General features: G+C 45.4%; 11 protein-coding genes. 3 read left to right on the forward strand and 8 right to left on the reverse strand.

All coding sequences use genetic code 11. The features are described from left to right. Positions 1-18 precede the first annotated feature (18 nt). A complete protein-coding gene (locus BUB28_RS09020) occupies positions 19-480 on the reverse strand; it encodes a GNAT family N-acetyltransferase (RefSeq protein WP_175547829.1) in 462 nt (153 codons plus the stop codon). Between the two features lie 203 nt (positions 481-683). Between BUB28_RS09020 and BUB28_RS09025 the strand changes: the two genes are divergently transcribed. After that, positions 684-1,211, forward strand: coding sequence for a nitroreductase (locus BUB28_RS09025; RefSeq protein WP_072950777.1), 528 nt, complete (start codon positions 684-686; stop codon positions 1,209-1,211). 34 nt (positions 1,212-1,245) lie between these two features. Here BUB28_RS09025 and BUB28_RS09030 read toward each other — a convergent pair whose 3' ends face one another. The 5 genes from BUB28_RS09030 to BUB28_RS09050 all read right to left on the reverse strand — a co-directional run bounded on the left by BUB28_RS09030 (position 1,246) and on the right by BUB28_RS09050 (position 8,134). Next, positions 1,246-1,953: a hypothetical protein gene (locus BUB28_RS09030; protein ID WP_072950779.1), complete on the reverse strand. Its 708-nt coding sequence runs from the start codon at positions 1,951-1,953 to the stop codon at positions 1,246-1,248. 66 nt (positions 1,954-2,019) lie between these two features. After that, entirely contained in the window at positions 2,020-2,811 is a 792-nt protein-coding gene (locus BUB28_RS09035; RefSeq protein WP_072950781.1) for a class I SAM-dependent methyltransferase, read from the reverse strand. Positions 2,812-3,050: 239 nt separating this feature from the next. Continuing rightward, on the reverse strand, positions 3,051-5,765 hold the full coding sequence (locus BUB28_RS09040) for a rhamnogalacturonan lyase family protein (protein WP_242939970.1): 2,715 nt from the start codon (positions 5,763-5,765) through the stop codon (positions 3,051-3,053). Between the two features lie 810 nt (positions 5,766-6,575). Continuing rightward, the gene (locus tag BUB28_RS09045; protein WP_072950782.1) at positions 6,576-7,682 is read right to left on the reverse strand and encodes an SLC13 family permease; all 1,107 of its coding nucleotides are present in this window, start codon (positions 7,680-7,682) and stop codon (positions 6,576-6,578) included. Then, positions 7,679-8,134 carry a GNAT family N-acetyltransferase gene (locus BUB28_RS09050; protein WP_072950784.1) on the reverse strand — a complete coding sequence of 152 codons (456 nt, stop codon included), beginning with the start codon at positions 8,132-8,134 and terminating at the stop codon, positions 7,679-7,681. The genes BUB28_RS09045 and BUB28_RS09050 overlap by 4 nt, the downstream gene beginning before the upstream one ends. Before the next feature lie 166 nt (positions 8,135-8,300). Here BUB28_RS09050 and BUB28_RS09055 point away from each other — a divergent pair, with 166 nt between their 5' ends. Further along, the gene (locus BUB28_RS09055) at positions 8,301-8,888 is read left to right on the forward strand and encodes a nitroreductase family protein (RefSeq protein ID WP_072950785.1); all 588 of its coding nucleotides are present in this window, start codon (positions 8,301-8,303) and stop codon (positions 8,886-8,888) included. Positions 8,889-8,964: 76 nt separating this feature from the next. Here the strand turns inward: BUB28_RS09055 and BUB28_RS09060 are convergent, their stop codons facing one another. Beyond that, positions 8,965-11,811 carry a carbohydrate-binding protein gene (locus tag BUB28_RS09060; RefSeq protein WP_072950787.1) on the reverse strand — a complete coding sequence of 949 codons (2,847 nt, stop codon included), beginning with the start codon at positions 11,809-11,811 and terminating at the stop codon, positions 8,965-8,967. A 219-nt stretch (positions 11,812-12,030) separates the two neighbouring features. Here BUB28_RS09060 and BUB28_RS09065 point away from each other — a divergent pair, with 219 nt between their 5' ends. Further along, the gene (locus tag BUB28_RS09065; RefSeq protein WP_072950788.1) at positions 12,031-13,428 is read left to right on the forward strand and encodes an MATE family efflux transporter; all 1,398 of its coding nucleotides are present in this window, start codon (positions 12,031-12,033) and stop codon (positions 13,426-13,428) included. 126 nt (positions 13,429-13,554) lie between these two features. Here BUB28_RS09065 and BUB28_RS09070 read toward each other — a convergent pair whose 3' ends face one another. Next, a complete protein-coding gene (locus BUB28_RS09070) occupies positions 13,555-16,992 on the reverse strand; it encodes a family 43 glycosylhydrolase (protein WP_072950790.1) in 3,438 nt (1,145 codons plus the stop codon). Between the last annotated feature and the right edge of the window lie 231 nt (positions 16,993-17,223).

The raw sequence follows: 17,223 nt of genomic DNA on the forward strand, positions 1-17,223 counted from the left end.
TGCACCAGCGGCTTTCATTTACTTTATTTTCTTTATCATCTCGTCATAGCAAAGCTTATCTCCGTTTGCACACTCTATAGAGTTATACTTCACAAAGCTGTAGCCTTTTTTCAGATATATAGGCTTTGCAGGAAATGAAGCATCAAGCATGACCGTATCATACTTCTCTGCAATACGCTCCTCCGCAAATCCTATGAGTACGCTTCCATAGCCATTTCCTTGATACTCGGGGAGCACAAAAAGCCTTGTCATCTCATTCTCAGCAACTGTTACTGTTCCCACATTTAATCCATTATCATCTTTCAGCAGGAATACCCTGTCCTTTTCGATATCCCTGATTATATTTCCGTCACAGTGGTGCTCAAGAAAAAACTCTACTGCCCCCGCAGGATAATAATGAGGATATACCGCCTTAATAGCACTGTGAGCTATATCTCTTACTGCTTCAAGGTCTGAGCTTTCAGCCTTCTTTATCATCATTCTATGCACTTCCCTTCATGTGACAATTATATAATAAACCATCTAAGCTGTCAATACTTGCAAAATAAATATGACCGGTTATGAAATAACACTATTTTTATAAGAATTATAAAAATATGACAAAAACTTTCCGAAAATTGTTGATTTTTCTGATTTTTCATGGTATAATGTATATATCTTGAAATGCTTAGGAGGAGCGTATAATGAGCAAGCTTACAAAAATAATCAAGGAACGCAGAAGCGTCCGCAAATTTTCATCGCTGTTGCCGTCAAAGGCACTTATTGACGAAATATTGGAAGCAGGTATTTACGCTGCTTCAGGCAGAGGAAAGCAGGCACCTGTACTTATCTCTATCACAAATAAAGAGCTTCGTGATACCATTGCAGAAGAAAACAGAAAGATCGGCGGCTGGGCAGATGGTTTTGACCCGTTTTACGGCGCACCTATTATTATTCTCGTAATTGCTCCTAAGGATATCCCTACCGCTGTCTATGACGGAAGTCTCAGTCTCGGAAATATGATGCTGAAAGCACAGGAGCTCGGTCTCGGCAGCTGCTGGATACATCGTGCAAAAGAAGAAATGGAAAGCGATCTCGGCAAGGAGATACTTGAAAAAGTCGGTCTCAAAGGAGAGTATATCGGCATAGGTCATCTCGCCCTCGGAATACCTGATGTTCCGCACGAGCCTATTCCAGAGCGTCTGCCTGACAGAATTTTCTATATTGACTAAAGCAAAGCGGTCCGAAAAACGGACCGCTTTTTATTTACTCGTCATTATGCAGCTTTCTGTTACATTCCACGCTCTGTATCAGCCATTTTTCACCGTTCACATTGTACATCGAGAACAGCATCGTTATAAGGTCATCGCTTTTTTTGAGACCTACCTCATAAAACTTTCCTTCTGTTACCTTTACAGGTCTTTCGATACCATTGAAATCAAAATCAAAGGCATATATTTTTTTGCTTGCAGCAGTTCTCTCCTCGTCGGTAAGCTCCCTGCCGCCTGTAACAGCTTTTTCTATGCTTGCATAAACATAGTACATATTCGCAATATCATCAGCCTGCTGCATTTCCTCATCATTATAGCTTCTTATTTCCTTAGCATGATCGACTTCATAATCAGGCTCTGCCATAAGAGCTACAGCCTGCTTATAGATCAGACCGAAGATGCCCTGATCAATGGGCATCAGATACTCTACCTCGTCCCTGATATAGAAAACATCTTCAAGCTGACTCGTATCACGCTCTTTTACAGCCTTTATAAAATGATCGGCAGCGTCCTCAACCTTCTCAAAACCATTGATCTCTGCGCCCTTTTCGATATACTCTGCTATCTCCTCCGAGGTCAGAACAGTTTCCTTCTCCTCTGCTTCAACAGCAGCCGCTCCATTATCACTCTTTTTGTCAACACAGCCTGTTACAGCCACGCCAATTGTGAATAATGCAATTATTCCTGCAAAAAATCTTTTCATTTTATCTTCCTTGATCCTTATATAAAAATTTATTCCGGATCAAATAATCCCCGTTCCCCCTCTGTATTACTTCTTTTTCAATACAGCTATAGCTGCATAGTGCAGCACATCGAACTCCTCAGGAGCAGTAAGCGCCAGTAAAGCTCTGTGTTCGCGCTCCCACGCTGCGATCTCAACATCCGAGAGCGAAGCGCCGATGCCGCGGCAGGTCTTCATTCTGCCGTTCCAGCTCTCACGAGTAAAAGGCACATTAAGGTCGAAGCCTTCTCTGTGAACGATATCAAACGATTCCAGCACATCATCGGATATATATACAGGACCGCGAGTCCAGCCGCCGCCGCTCCACTCAGGATTATACTCAAGCACCAGCTTTTCACTCAGACCTGCTATCCTGTCCTCCTCGGGGAGCCATGCCATCTGCATCACGACAAGTCTTCCGTCCTTTTTCAACATTCTTGCCAGTTTAGGTGCAAGCTCCTTGGTATCGAAATACCAGAAGCACTGACAGGCTGTGATGATATCAAAGCTTTCATCAGGAAAATCCATATTCTCAGCTGAAACAACACGGAATCTGATATCCATTTTATTGTTCAGCGCCAGAAGATTAGCCTGTGCTATCTGGTTTTCCGAAATATCCGTACCTGTCCATTTTGCGCCGTATTTGTACATATTACGCGGTATAACGCCTGTTCCCGTACCGAGATCAAGACATTCCTGACCGTTGACACCGATACCGCATTCTACAAGCTTTTCATAGAATTCTTTTGGATATATGTCACGATATTTTGCGTATCCCTTAGATGTCCTGCCAAAATCAAATGCTTTTCCGCTGTCGATCTTTTCCTTTATTATTTCCATACTGCAAACTCCTTTTGTAACGAAAACAAAGACTTGATACGATCACTCAAAATTCTAACCATAGATCACAGTGCAGATACAACATATAGTGCAAATTTCAAAAAACATTTTCCTCTGCTGCGGAAAACATATCCCCTGCTATCTATTATTTTAATAATATCAGTTTTGAAAATATTTGTCAAGTGCAACAGCATATTTACAAAAAAGCTGCATGAAATATCATGCAGCTTTTTTAATATTTACTTAGCCATAGGGTCAAGTGTCGATATCTTATTGAGGAGATATTCCTGTATTCTCAGTGCATCATTTGAAGTTATGCCCTTGCTGCTGATATCAACATCGGCATTAGCCTTGCCCTGTGCAGTTATAGCGGACTTATCCGAGCCGCCCTCACCGTACTTATTCGGATTTGCAAGGCTCTGCATGATAAGAACTATATCTGACATATCAACTTCGCCGTCACAGTTTGAGTCGCCCCATACAGTTACGGTAACACCGCCGTTTGTAGTGGTTGTTACAGGCTCTGTTGTGGTCGTTGAAGTGGTAGTCGTTTCTGTTGTTGTAGTTGTAGTCTCAGTGGTCGTTGTAGTAGTTGTTGTCGTGGTTGTGGTAGTAGTTGTTGTTGTAACAACAGTCGGCTCCTTCACGAAAACAGTATAGTTTATAACATTGCCTGTCATTCCGTTTGTGCCGAGAACTACCTTTTCGCCTGCCTCAACAGTCTTTTTGTATGCCACGAAGCTTACACCATTGCTTGAAGCTGCTGTAAGGTCTGTTCTTGTGTAGCTGCCCAGCCATGAAGGAACGGAATTTGCCTCCTCCTCGCGGGTATCAACGAGAACATAGACCTCCGACTTGGCTGCTGCTGTGAATTCCGCAAGGTCCGCATCTGTATTCTTTGAATTGCAGGCAGTCATAATGTACTCGCAGTTTTCAAGCTCGGACGAAAGTGAAGTATATGTAAAGTCTCTGTCGCCGTAGATAGGACCGCCTGTCTTGTTGGACTCCATAAGCTTCCATGAACCTGAGTTAGCGTTGTCCTTAACGAGGAAATTCTTCACAAGCTTGCCGTTTACAGGCTCGGGAGGAGTATTGTTCAGCTTAACGTTAGGTCTTGCAGGAAGCTGAGCCTCTGTGCCAAGATAGAAGCTTGGGTGTGGCGGCTGATTGTATGAGGACTGCTGACAGCCGCACTGCATACGATACTGCATATCGTGCATGAGAGTTGTCAGTCTGTACTTTGTCTCAGTATTTGTACACCATACGCGAAGCTTTGAGTTATCCTCAGTTCTGAGAACAAGCTCCTCGCGCCAGTCGCCGAAGAGGTCGGCTGTAAGACAAGGAACAGCCTTTGTGCCGTTATTTGAAGCACAGCCTGTAGCTGTGAAAATTGTCGGATAATTGTTTATTGCCGCACCGTCTGTAATGTTGATATCATCAAGAAGCTCGCGCTCCAGATCGCCGTCCCAGTAGATAAGGAAGTTTGTAGCAGGCCACTTGTTGCCTATCTGCTTGCCTGAAACATCAAATACTGCATTAGCAGGTCTTGAGCCCCAGAACTCCGCACCGCTGTTGCCAGCAACGATATTGTCTGCGCAGCAGCGTCCCGTATCCTTATCGCCGTCGTAATGCCAGATTATCTGACCGTTTCTGCCGTCAACGAGAGAAATACCGTAATTTCCGTCCTCGTGGCAGATAAATACCTCCTGACCCTCATGGTTGGGGTCAAGGTCGCCGATGTGCATAGCATCGCCGTGCATCTTCTTTGTGGACCAGAGAAGCTTTCCATTGTCATTGATACAGCAAGCGCCCATGCAGACCTCCTGTCTGCCGTCGTTATCGAAGTCAGCCACCATTACGTTGTGGTTTCCGCAGCCGTAAGCAGGGTCATTCTTATTGAATCCAGTATCGAATACCCACTTCTTAACCAGCTTGCCGTCCTTTACATCAACAGCCGAAAGTGTGAGTCTTGTATAATATCCTCTGCCGTAAACTGCCGAAGGGTGAACGCCGTCAAGGTAAGCAATAGCGCAGTTGTAACGCTCGCAGCGGTTTCCGTAGTTATCGCCCCATGTGCTCTTGGCTTCGTTGCCTGTAGCAGTACCTCTCGGTACAGGGAAATCTATGGTATCCAGAGCCGCACCTGTTGCGCCTTCAAAAAGTGTCATGTACTCGGGACCTGTAAGAATAGTACCTGCGCTGTCAACATAATTGGCATTACCATTGCCTATTACCTTACCCGTACCGTCAACAGTACCGTCGCAGGTCTTAGTTATAAGCTCTGCCTTTCCGTCGCAGTCGAAGTCTGCAACAGCCATTTGAGTATAGTGCTGACCTGCGCGGATATTCCTGCCCATGTCGATACGCCAGAGCTGCTTGCCTGTGAGGGTGTAGCAGTCAATATAAACCTTGCTCGTATAGCCTGTCTTGGAGTTATCCTGCGAGTCGTTAGGATCCCATTTCACGAATATCTCATACTGTCCGTCGCCGTCAACATCGCCTGCACAGCAGTCGTTGGGCGAATAGATACTTCCAGGACTTTTCAGCGGTATATCGAAGTAATTCGAGCCCGACGTAAAGCGGCAGTCCTCTGAATTCACCACATTGCCGTTAACGAGAGTATCAACGCGGTACTTTGAGCTTGAATTGCCGCTTGCGTCCCAGTAATTCGTAGGGTCGCCCGACTTGCTCGTGTAAATGAGCTGACCATCGCGGAAGAGCTGGAACTCAGCGTTATCGTCGTCATTTGCATTAAATCTCCAGCTTATGAACATACCGTTGCCAGACTTTATGGCGTAAACTCCGCGGTCAAGGTACTCCATTACAGCAGAACCGTTTCCGCCATTTCCGTAAGCGGCGTCAGCAATGAGAGAGGTACTCATGCTGAGGCTTGAGCTTGCAGCAACTGCGAGAGAGGCAGCAGCGGCTGTAAGTTTCTTTAATTTAAAATTCATTGATTATTCCCCCAATGATTTATATTTTTTGGACATAATGTCCCATGTCAATATTATTATACTATTTTGTTCACGATTTGGCAATGATTTATTGTCTCTTTTTTACGCGATTTTACCGCACAAATGTGCTTATATGTAAAATAATGACATATAAAAACAGCATAACATCATTATATTACACAAAGGCAGACTGATAGTTCGCCTGTGAGCCCTTAGACTTTAGCCGTTAGCCTTTTGAGAGCGAATTTCAGCGTCCCGTCAAAGTACAATTATCAACTTTGAATATTGCCGCCCACGACTACATAATTCTCAACTCTCAACTAAAAAGCCGTCTGCACAGTAAAATCTAACAAATACAAACGGCTAAGTTTATGCAAAACATAGAACTGAAAATATTTTTTTCTGATAATCAATGGTTTTCCATTGAATTTCTTGGTTTTTCAGCCCTATTATAGAAAGGGCTAAATAGCCGTGACATCTATATAGAAGTTTTACGCTTATTATTGAGAGACCCCCTTTTGAAAAAGGGCTTTTCTCAAACTCTCTCCCTAAAACTTTCAGTTTTATTTTTTCTCAGATAGGGCTCGCAGAAAACAAAAAGCTCTGTAATACACAGAGCGAGCCCTATCTGAGAAAAAATCAGCTAAAAAAGTCTTTGGAAAGGGGTTCGGGGTTACTCCCCACAGTGTGGGGAGATGCCCGAAGGGCAGAGGGGCGCGCCTCCGTCAGAGGAAGCCTTTCTTCAGAAAGGTTTCCCCCGATAAATAGTATAAGCTGATATATAGGTATCACAGTTATCCGTCCTTTATATCAGCCTATTAAGAACTGAACTCCTAAAAGAAGTGCCAGAAGTGCAAAGTTTATGACTGAAAATACTGCAAAATATCGTCCTGTCTGCGCATTTTTATCCTTGCGGTATATCTGGAAGGATATAAGACTTGCCAGCGACGCGATAAGCGTTCCGAATCCGCCAATGTCCACTCCGAGGAGAAGCTGCGTACCGTTATCAGTGAACTCCGCCAGCATTACAGCCGCAGGCACATTACTGATGACCTGTGAAAGAAGTGCTCCCGATATAAGCTCTCTGCCTGTAAGTATACGGGAGAAAAAGTCGCTTACAGCTTCTATTCTTGCGATATTTCCAACGAAAACGAAGAAGCCCACAAAAGTAGCAAGAAGCGCATAATCCACCTTGCCAAGCAGCTTTATATCGCATATTACCGCTGCCGCAACCGCCGCTATAAGGCACCCCCAGTCAGGGATAAGCCTGAACACAGCCGCGATACACACAAGGAAAAGTCCCGTATACACAGCCGCTTTCAGCTTTGGTATCTCCGTATCCTTGCTTTCGGGGGCTTTGCACTTGTCCTTCGGCAGAAGCAGTGTAAGTCCCATTACAGCCGCAAGTCCCACAACTCCGACGGGCAGCATAGTTTTAAGAAAAGTCATTGCCGTAAGCCCGTATTTATCGTATAGGAACAAATTCTGTGGATTTCCCACGGGAGTCATCATGCTTCCTAAGTTTGACGCCGCAGTTTCAAGGACTACCGTGAGTATAAGGCTCTTGCTGTCATTGATACTGCCGAAAATAAGCAGCGTAAGGGGCACAAAGGTAATAAGTGCAACGTCATTTGTTACAAGCATGGCACTGAAAAAGCATATGAGCGTAAGCACCGCACCAAGTCTGCGGACTGTGCCTGTTTTGCTCAAAAGCACCTTTGTAAGCTTATCGAAAATGCCAATACTACGCAGTCCCGCAACAGCCGCCATGAGCGCAAAAAGCTCGATGAGCACTGTCCTGTTGCAGTAACCGATATACTCCTTATCGGGCGGTATTATGAACATTGTCGCCGCAGCAAGCAGCAGAGATATAACAAGTACAGGCTGAGCCTTTATATATTTACGCAATCCCGTCATACTGTCTCCTTAGTCATAAGACCGTAATGCGAGAGCCTGTAGCCCTTGCTGAAATAGCATGAAAAAGCCGCTTCGTTTTCCTCTTCTATCTCAAGCTTGAAGCGGACAGCCTGTGGGAACTCTTTTTCTATAAACTTCAAAAGCGCAGTACCTATCCCAAATCTTCGGTATTCGGGCTTTATGTAAAGGTCTTCGAGCCATACGCAAATACCGCCGTATTCCGTGGTATAGCCCAGTGCTGTCATTGCATAGCCCGCAGCCTCGCCGTTGAATTCAAGCATAAAGCCCCGCAGGAAAGGCATATCGCTGATACAGTCCTCAAAGTCCTTTTCGAGCACACTGTCCGATGACTTGTGTATCACCGCAGGAGAGTCGTAAAACTCCCTCATCATAGCCATTACCTCGCACTTGTCGTCAGGAGCAAGCTCACGAATATTGATATCCTTTTTCATATTATCTTCCTTTCGCATTAACTGCAAAAATGATTATACCACTTTTTTCCGCCAACGTCAACAAGAAAACCGCTTATTTCTGATGCTTGAAGAGGATATATTGACACTAAAAAAATATTACTGTATAATGATAAATATATAAATCTAAAACACGGGAGGAATAACAATGGATCAGATAAAAAACAGAAGAAGCATCAGAAAATACACCTCACAGCCCGTTGAAAAGGAGCTCATAGATGAAGTACTCAGTGCCGCTATCCTTGCTCCGTCAGCTAAAAACCGACAGCCGTGGAAGTTCATTGTCTACAGCGAGAACTCCAAAAAGGAGCTTCTTTCCGCAATGGAAAAAGGACTCATAAAAACAAAAGCAGAGTTTGCAAATATGCCGAATTCGGAATATATGCTGTCCGATGCCTTCAATACACTTAAAATAATGCAGGAAGCTCCTGTGATAATAATGGTGCTCAATACAAACGGCAGCTCCCCATTCAGCGAAATTGACACCTTTGCCCGTATCACCGAGATTTGCGACAGTCTTTCCATTGGTGCAGCTATCGAAAATATGCTTCTCAAAGCAACAGAGCTGGGGCTCGGAACATTATGGATAGCAAACACCTGCTATGCCTACAATGAGCTTGCTGAATTTATCGGAACGAAGTCACAGCTTATCGGCGCAGTTGCACTCGGCTATGCTGCGGAAGTTCCATTTCCGAGACCTCGCAAGTCTCTTGATGAAGTCGCAGAATACAGATGAAAAAAGTCCGAAAGCAGTCTTCCTGACCGCTTTCGGACTTCATTGCCGCACTTATTATGCACAGCTCATACCATTATCAGACAAATGCCTTTATTTCGCCTGATAAGAACTTTTTAAGCAGAACGAGATCGTCCTCGGTTATTGCACCGTCGCCGTTGATATCTGCTGCCTCGAAGCGCTCTGCGTCGCCGTCAACAGCTGCATTTCTCATACTGCAAAGGTCGAATACGTCAACTTCACCGTCGACGTTAAGGTCGCCGAGTATATATTCACCCGCAGGAGTATTGGGCTTCCACCAGTTCAGATTGAAGAGATAGCTCTCTCCTCCCGTGAATACCAGATATACGTCATGCTTACCGCTTACAGCCTCGATATTGCAGGTCGTTGTTGTCCAGTCCTGCCAGCCGCCTGTGCTTGAAACCTCTGCCTTGCCTATGAGCTTGCCGTCAGCACTGTCAAGTCTTACCTCGATATTGCCGCCCGAGCCGTTTGAAGCTACGCGGAGATCAATTTTATCTGCGCCTGTAAGGTCGATATCCTTGAAGCCTATGTAGTCGCCGTCCTCGATGTAGCCTACATCACTTCCGCCCTCAGAACAGTTCTCAACGTCAATACCTGACTTATAATCGTAATTCTCAGCTTCGATAACATTGCTGTCATTTCCGCCCACACCCTTTATACGGAGGATATGGCTTGATTTGCTGAGTATCTTTCCTTCTCTGTCAAGGACGTAAATACGGTACTCGCCTTCCGTTGCGGGAGTCCTTATACTTCCCGTACTTCCGCCTGCTCTTGTCATATCAGCTCCTGCCTTGAAGCTTGTTGTGCCGTCGGGAGCTATCCATACATTGCCGTCTACCTTTCTTACGGGGAGCTTGCTGCCGCCTGTAGTTGCACAGCTTGCAGGGAATGCATAATCAGCCGCGGATTTAAGCCATGAGGGCATAAGACTGCGATATTCATCGGTGATACCCGAATTAAGGCATACCTTGTACTGAGCAAAAGGCCATACGTTATCGGATACTACGATAGGAGTATCAATGTCGCTGTACGGCGGATTTTTACCCATTTTGTTCACAGTAGCGTATGTACGCTTTATTGTGAGGTGGTGCTTGTCACCGTATTCCTCACAGTTGATAGTATAAGTTACATTAGGGCTTATTTCGAGAACATTGTCGTTCTCCTCGATATATGTAGTACCCTCGTCGTTATGGAGTCCGTAGGTAGGTGCTCCCGGACCGCCTGCGGGTATGCCCTGTACGTAGTTCTCGTTGATTATAGTGCCAGGCATCTGACCTATAGTGTAGATACCGCCGCTGTCGTGGAGACGGTTCAGAGAATTTATTACTCTGTTATAGCATATCATATTATCGCGGCAGGTGGTGCTGTCCTTGAAATTGCACCAGCCCCAGCCCAGATGTATGCCGTTGTAGGCAGTCTTTTCGATAGTATTATTGAGTATCTTCACAGAGTCAACGAAATATGCCGTAATAGCTGCACAGCCGCCGAAACCGTGAACTACGCTTATATCGTAAAGCAAATTCTCAGTGATGAGGTCGTTCTTGCATAAGCCCTCGACCTCCTTCGGGAACTTCTCGTGATTGTTCCACGCAGCATCGCCTATGTAGATATGCTGCGGGTGACCCACTGTAATACCGCTTGAAGTGATATCGGTAACGAAGTTTCCGCGCACCTCTGAATTTATAACGTCATTGGTCATTGAGATACCGTCTGCACCTGTATGCTTTACAACATTGCCTGTGAGCTTTATGTTGTCGCTGCTTGTGATATGTATAGCAGCAGGCAGAGTATCTACCATTTCGTACTTCTTGGAGTGCCAGTTCGAGTCCGCAAAGGCAGTATAGCTCTGAGCAGCCTGACAGGTAGTTTTTCCGTGTGAGCCTGCTACCTCTGTGAGCTGATAATCCGTATTTGCAAAGGTTATGCCGCTGAAGCTGATATTCTGAACACGTTCGGTCAAAGAATTTCCGGCGATTTTTATAAGTCCGTCAGCAACAGGAGCTTCAACATCTGCGGTAGTCATATCCTCGCCGCTGCGTGGGTAATAGTACAGCACCTTCTGAGTCTTGTCGAAGAAAAATTCTCCCTCGCTGTCAACGAACGAAAATGCATTGTAGATAGTATGAGTACCGCCTGTACTGAAGCCTGCTCCCCAGCCGGGAGTCTGAGCTATAGCACCGTAGGGCTGCTGCATGAGCAGTATCATTCTGCTGCCGTCGTACTTGATATCACGGGAGCAGACTATATTTTCGTTCCATGTAGTACCGTTTACTACCTCAAGGTCATCGAAATTTGAAGTTACACGAGGCATAGAGCCTGCATCATAAACGATACCATCACTCTTTTTGCCAGAGTCCCAAGCCCAATCGGCCTGTCCTGCGGTTATGTTGTAGTCGCCGTAGCCGCCCTTTGCCTGCACCTGCACGCTGCCCATATTGGCACGGCGGTCGTTGACATAAAGGTTCCTCAGCTTGATATCTCTGTCAAGAGGTGCCGACCAGAGCTTGTCGTTGAATTTAGTCCAGCCTGTGACCTTCTGTGCGCCGTTGATAACAGGCTCTTCATCACCATAGGCTTCATACCTTATGGTAAAGCCTCCTGTACCGGAGTCACGGGTATCAAACTCAACAGGCTTTGTTACGCGGTAATCACCGCCGCGTAGATACACGACGATATCTCCCGTCATGCTGCCGTTGATCTTTCGCACCTCGTCACGGGCTTTCTCAAGTGTTGCGAATGGTGCTTCCACGGAGCCGTCACCGCTGTCGCTTCCGTCAGGCGCAACAAAAAAGACCGCCTGAGTACCTGCGGCAGTTGAGTTAACTGCAATATTTCCCGTGTCAACAGCCGACATGACTGCTGCCAGACTGACAGCAATTGCTGACATTCGTTTCAGGATCATAGTATTCCTCCTTATTAAATTTTAATATCCCTTCTATACTATCATTCATTCTCTCACTTTGTGCATGATAGCTATATTTTTCTTCTATATAACAATTATAATGCAACAAGCTGCATAATAATACAACTATTTTTTCTTTTTTGGTAATATTACTATATCGCCCCCTTGATTTTTCCTGCCCATTATGTTATAATATGTCCTATTCAGCAGGAGGTAGATATGTTTTCGCAATTCAGAAAGAAATTCATCGGTGACAGGACATTCTACAAAACGGTCCTCAGCATGGTCATTCCCATGATACTGCAAAATCTTGTCACCAATTTCGTAAGTCTCATAGATAATATCATGGTTGGCAGCATGGGTACCGAGCCTATGAGCGGTGTTTCCATAGTCAACCAGTTTATTTTTGTTTTTAACGTTACCGTTTTCGGTGCAGTCGCAGGTCCGAGCATTTTCGGAGCGCAGTTTTTCGGCAAGGGTGACCATGAAGGTCAGAAATATACCTTCCGTTTCAGACTGCTCATATGTACGGCTATAATCTTTGTCGCCGCCGCTATATTTGAGCTTTTCGGCTCGCCGCTGATAAAGCTCTTCATCAGCAAGGAAAGCGACCCTCAGCAGGCTCGGGAGATACTCGGCTATGGAATGGATTATCTGAGGATAATGATATTCAGCCTTGTCCCCTTTGCCATTGGTCAGGCATATTCCAGCATAGTCCGCGAATGCGGGGAAACACGTATCCCTATGGTAGGAGCTATGTCCGCTGTGGGTATAAACGTGCTGCTGGACTATGGTCTTATCTTCGGCAAGCTCGGTATGCCTGCAATGGGCGTAAAGGGAGCTGCTATCGCAACCGTCATTGCAAAGACTGTGGAAGCCCTTGTGGTGATAGTCTGGGCGCACACTCACCCTCAGCGAAACAAATACATTGTTGGTGCATTTCGCGGCTTTACCATACCTAAAAGGCTTACTGCCGATATAATCAGGCGCGGTACTCCCCTTTTCATAAACGAATTTCTCTGGTCGCTGGGAATGTCCATAGTCGCACAGTGCTATTCCGTGCGCAGCACTGAGGTAGTAGCTGCAAGGAACATTTCCAGCACCATGACAAACCTTTTCAGCTCGGTATACCTTCAAATGGGAGCCTGCATAGCTATACTCGTAGGAGCAAAGCTGGGTGCGAACAAGCTGAAGGAAGCCCGTGACCTTGACAATAAGCTGCTGTTTTTTGCAGTTGCCGCCGCAGCGACCGTTGCTGTCTGTATGCTGCCACTTGCAGAGCTTTTCCCGAGATTTTACAACACGGAAGACTCCGTTCGCTCTCTCGCTTCATACATGATACTCATTCAAGCTCTTACAATGCCTATGTGGGGCTATACAAACGCCTGCTACTTCACTCTGAGAAGCGGTGGAAAAACAGGTATCACCTTCCTTTTCGACTTCGGCTTCACATGGTTACTGATGATACCGCTTGCCGCAGTGCTTTCTTATTTTACATCACTTGACATACGCATCGTTTTTGCAGCAGTTACCTTCTCAGAGATCGTAAAGGTATTCATCGGCTACTTCATGGTGCGCAGCAATGTGTGGATAAACAACATCGTTGATGATATATGAACATAGCGAAACGCCGCCGCTTCGAGGGTAGAAGCTGCGGTGTTTCTCGTTTTGAGGAATTTGTTGTATCAAATAGAGAGGATAAAGCTTTAAATTATATACAAACAAACTATAAAGTAATGTATATTACTGTCCTTCGTGGAAGAAGTAAGGAAGTGCATCGTAGATGTACCATCTTACATATCCCCACCAGTGAGTCTTTTCGATACCGTCGTTACTGTTTGCAACGAGGAAGTAGAAGTTGCCCTTTGAGAAGTCAGATGTATAAGTAAAGCGCTTTGTATCCTGCTTGAGAGGATTGATAAGTCCGAGCATATTGTTGTATGCAAGATCCTTGTCGCCTGTAGCAGCAAGTACGAAATACTCTCTCTGGCTGAAGCCTGACTTGTCGATAGCGTTCTGAACTCCCTGTACACCGCCCCAGCAGTGACCTGACAGCGGCATATAGTAAGCGCATATATCAAGATTGTTTATAAGCATATTCCATGTAGAACCGCCGCCCATTGAAAATCCGCCGTATGCACGGTGATATCTTGTAGCCTTGAGGTTGTCGAGTGAAGTATTCTTCTCAGCATATGTGGAATACTTGCCCTCAACAAATGGAATAATGCTCTGACGCATCTCGTTCCATACTGTGCCTGCTCCCATGTTTCCGTCATTTGAAGGACAGCCGTTGAATGTAGGAGTTACAACGATCATAGGCTCAAGCTCGCCGTTCTTTATCATATTGTCAAGTATATTCTGCATCTTGACATCATTGCTGAATATTGTATTCTCGTTCTCTCCGCCGCCGTGCATTAGATAGAAGATATTGTACTTCTTGTTCTCGTCATAGCCGTATGGGAGATAAACATTAAGCGACTTTTTGCCATTGATGCCTGTGTAGCTTTCCTTAACTATCTTGCCTGCCTGTGAGCACTGATTAAGGTAGCTGTCGTTTGCACGGTACTGAAGATTTGCGTTATATCTGAAGTTTGATTTTGGAGCTGTAGTCGTAGTAGTTGTTGTGGTGGTGCTTGTAGTTGTGGTAGTAGTTGTTGTTGCAGGTGCGGTAACTGTCTTGATATTATCGGAGTAGCTCTCGGGAAGCTTATTGGTAATACCCAAGAGATACTTCTGTATAGCAAGAGCATCGTTTGAAGTAATACCGCCGCCTGCTTCGCTTACGTCTGCATTGTATATGCCTGGGTCGCTGAGAGTATACTTGTTTGGATTTGCAAGCGACTGCATGATAAGAACAACGTCGCCCATATCTACTTCGCCGTCACCGTTTGCATCTCCCCACTTTGATACCTTTGAATCAAGTATATCCTTGAGGTCCTGTGAAGGAGCTGAAACTGTAGGTGTCGTAACAACAGGAGCTGTAGTCGTAGTTGTAGCCACGACTGCCTTAGGTCCGTCTATAACAGTACCTGCAACAGCTCCTATAGCTTCGTCAACGAAGAAGCTGTACTCGTCGGCATCTGTCTCAACATACATCTGGAGATCAGATGCACCCTCGGGTATCTTGTAATTGGTATTTGAAAGCTGTACCCACTCGCCCTTCGGCACAGCATCAACGGTAGCTATCTTGTCATACTTGACCTCAGTACCGTCATTGTACTGGAGAGTAAGATAGAACTTCTGTGAAGCAGGTCCTTCGTTATACTTTACAACCGTGCTGAAGCTGTACTCCTGACCGCCCTTGAATACTGATGAGGAAAGTGAACGTACTGCACCGTTCCAGTTGGCTTCTCTGTCTGTGCAGGCGATAGAACCTGAACCTGCATAATACTCGGATTTGTCAGCTGCAACCTTTGCAGAGCCTCTGCCTGTCCATGAATCGCTGCCGCTGTCGAATGTATTATGGAAGTAATAGCCGTTTTCATCGGGCTCGATGATAACAGGAGTGCCGCTGAGTACCTTGCTGCCGTTGCAGCCGTTCCATGTCTGACGCTCATACTCAAAGAAGTCGATATCAGCATAGCCGCCTGTAGTCTTGGTAGCATAGCTGTAGATACCGCTGCGGTAGCCTGTAAAGAGCTTCAGATCATATGACATTGACAGCTCCTGACCAAGCTTTGTCCAGTTCTGTCCGTCATAAGAATAGTAGAAATTAGCCTTGTCGATATTATTTGAGGAGCTTCCGTCAGATGCCACGTTAGCGAACTTGAAGTCAACCTTGAGGTATACCTCATCGCCGCTCATATTCTGCTCGGCAACTATCTTATTTGAGCTGTTTCCTACCTCATTTCCGCTGTTGATCGACATATATACCTTCTTATTGCCGCTGTCATCAACACGGACACCTATACAGCCGTATTTGAGCTGGAATGCGGAAAGACCTGCATAGTCACCAGCCTTCATATTTGATGCATCAAGCTTTATGTAGCTGCTGCAGGCAGGACCCTCTGTACGCATGGTAAGGGTATTTCTTGCATTGAGCAGATGTGAAGCAATAGTCTTGTTTTTCAGACGGAGCCAGCCCTCACGCTCTGTAACCGACCATGCACTGTTATCGGGATTGTGGTTCCACTGCCATTCGAGAGCAAGGTCGTTGGTGGAGTAGTCAAAGCTGTCATCGCCTGCAAGGTCTGTGCCCTTGCCGGAACCAAGATCAAGAGTGAGCGGCGCCTTTCCGTTCACGCCCATCATAGGCCAGTCGTTCTGCCATGTTACGGGAACAAGTACAGGGATACGTCCTACAGAGCCGTGATCCTGGAAAAGAAGTCCGTACCACTTTCCTTCGGGAGTTTCAACTATACCGCCCTGAGCACAGCCGCTGTTATAAGAACCTAAATTGGAGTCGAGAACTGTCTTGTTCTCCCAGTTTCCTGTGAGGCTCTTTGAACGGTAGCATATCTCGACACGTCCTGTACCGCTGGGCCATGCAATAATAAATATGTAGTAATAATCGCCTATTTTCTGGATATGTGAGCCCTCACCAGCAACATATCCCGTTATATTCGTCTTGAATAAGGTCTTGTCAAGTCCGCCTGACTTGAAACCTGTCATATCGGAGTTGAATTCCTTTATCTTGATCTCTCCGCCGCCGTAAACAAGATAATTTCTTCCGTCATCATCAAAGAGGATAGAAGCATCGTGGTACATACCGTTCAGCTCGACCTTTGACCATTCACCATGCTCGATATCATCTGTAGAATAAATATATGACTTGTTAGTACTGTAGCTGCCGAAGAAAACATAAAACTTGCCGTTCTTTTCGTTATATCTAAGGCTTGCAGCCCACTGTCCCTTTGCATAATCGTGCTTGCCGTTAACGAGATTTTCGCCGTCGCCCTCAGCGAGTCTGTCGTAAACATAGCCGCACATCTCCCACGAAGCTAAGTCCTTTGACTTCATAATAGGAGCTCCCGGGCTGAAATACATAGTAGTACTTACCATATAATATGTATCGCCTACTCTGATAACGTCCTCATCGGGAACATCTGCCCATATGATCGGGTTTGAAATAGTAGATGCCGCAGAGGTCATCATACCTGCCGTAGCCGCCGTTGACGGCATAGCGATAGAAGCCGCCAAAATCACTGATAATGCAGCCTTTTTCGGAATAAAGTGTTTCATGAGTAATTCCTCCTTATTTAATTTCCCCTGTAATAACGTTCCAAATACTATCTCTACAGTCGTCAGTATATTTCTATATGTAATATATTGACGATTTTTATAGCATTTCTCTAATTAATTTTAACACTTTGCACTAATCTAAACAACCTAAATAATACAGATTTGGTGGACAAAACACTCTATTTATATTAATATATCACGTTTTATGTTTGAATTTTATCATAAACAGCA

The organism is Ruminococcus flavefaciens (assembly GCF_900143025.1).
GTDB lineage: Bacteria > Bacillota > Clostridia > Oscillospirales > Ruminococcaceae > Ruminococcus > Ruminococcus flavefaciens_I.

What these genes read in the sequence shown, in the direction of transcription:
- BUB28_RS09050 (WP_072950784.1), bottom strand. Translation starts at nt 8,134, where the DNA reads ATGAAAAAGGATATCAATATTCGTGAGCTTGCTCCTGACGACAAGTGC.
- BUB28_RS09060 (WP_072950787.1), bottom strand. Translation starts at nt 11,811, where the DNA reads ATGATCCTGAAACGAATGTCAGCAATTGCTGTCAGTCTGGCAGCAGTC.
- BUB28_RS09065 (WP_072950788.1), top strand. Translation starts at nt 12,031, where the DNA reads ATGTTTTCGCAATTCAGAAAGAAATTCATCGGTGACAGGACATTCTAC.
- BUB28_RS09025 (WP_072950777.1), top strand. Translation starts at nt 684, where the DNA reads ATGAGCAAGCTTACAAAAATAATCAAGGAACGCAGAAGCGTCCGCAAA.
- BUB28_RS09045 (WP_072950782.1), bottom strand. Translation starts at nt 7,682, where the DNA reads ATGACGGGATTGCGTAAATATATAAAGGCTCAGCCTGTACTTGTTATA.
- BUB28_RS09055 (WP_072950785.1), top strand. Translation starts at nt 8,301, where the DNA reads ATGGATCAGATAAAAAACAGAAGAAGCATCAGAAAATACACCTCACAG.
- BUB28_RS09040 (WP_242939970.1), bottom strand. Translation starts at nt 5,765, where the DNA reads ATGAATTTTAAATTAAAGAAACTTACAGCCGCTGCTGCCTCTCTCGCA.
- BUB28_RS09020 (WP_175547829.1), bottom strand. Translation starts at nt 480, where the DNA reads ATGATGATAAAGAAGGCTGAAAGCTCAGACCTTGAAGCAGTAAGAGAT.
- BUB28_RS09035 (WP_072950781.1), bottom strand. Translation starts at nt 2,811, where the DNA reads ATGGAAATAATAAAGGAAAAGATCGACAGCGGAAAAGCATTTGATTTT.
- BUB28_RS09070 (WP_072950790.1), bottom strand. Translation starts at nt 16,992, where the DNA reads ATGAAACACTTTATTCCGAAAAAGGCTGCATTATCAGTGATTTTGGCG.
- BUB28_RS09030 (WP_072950779.1), bottom strand. Translation starts at nt 1,953, where the DNA reads ATGAAAAGATTTTTTGCAGGAATAATTGCATTATTCACAATTGGCGTG.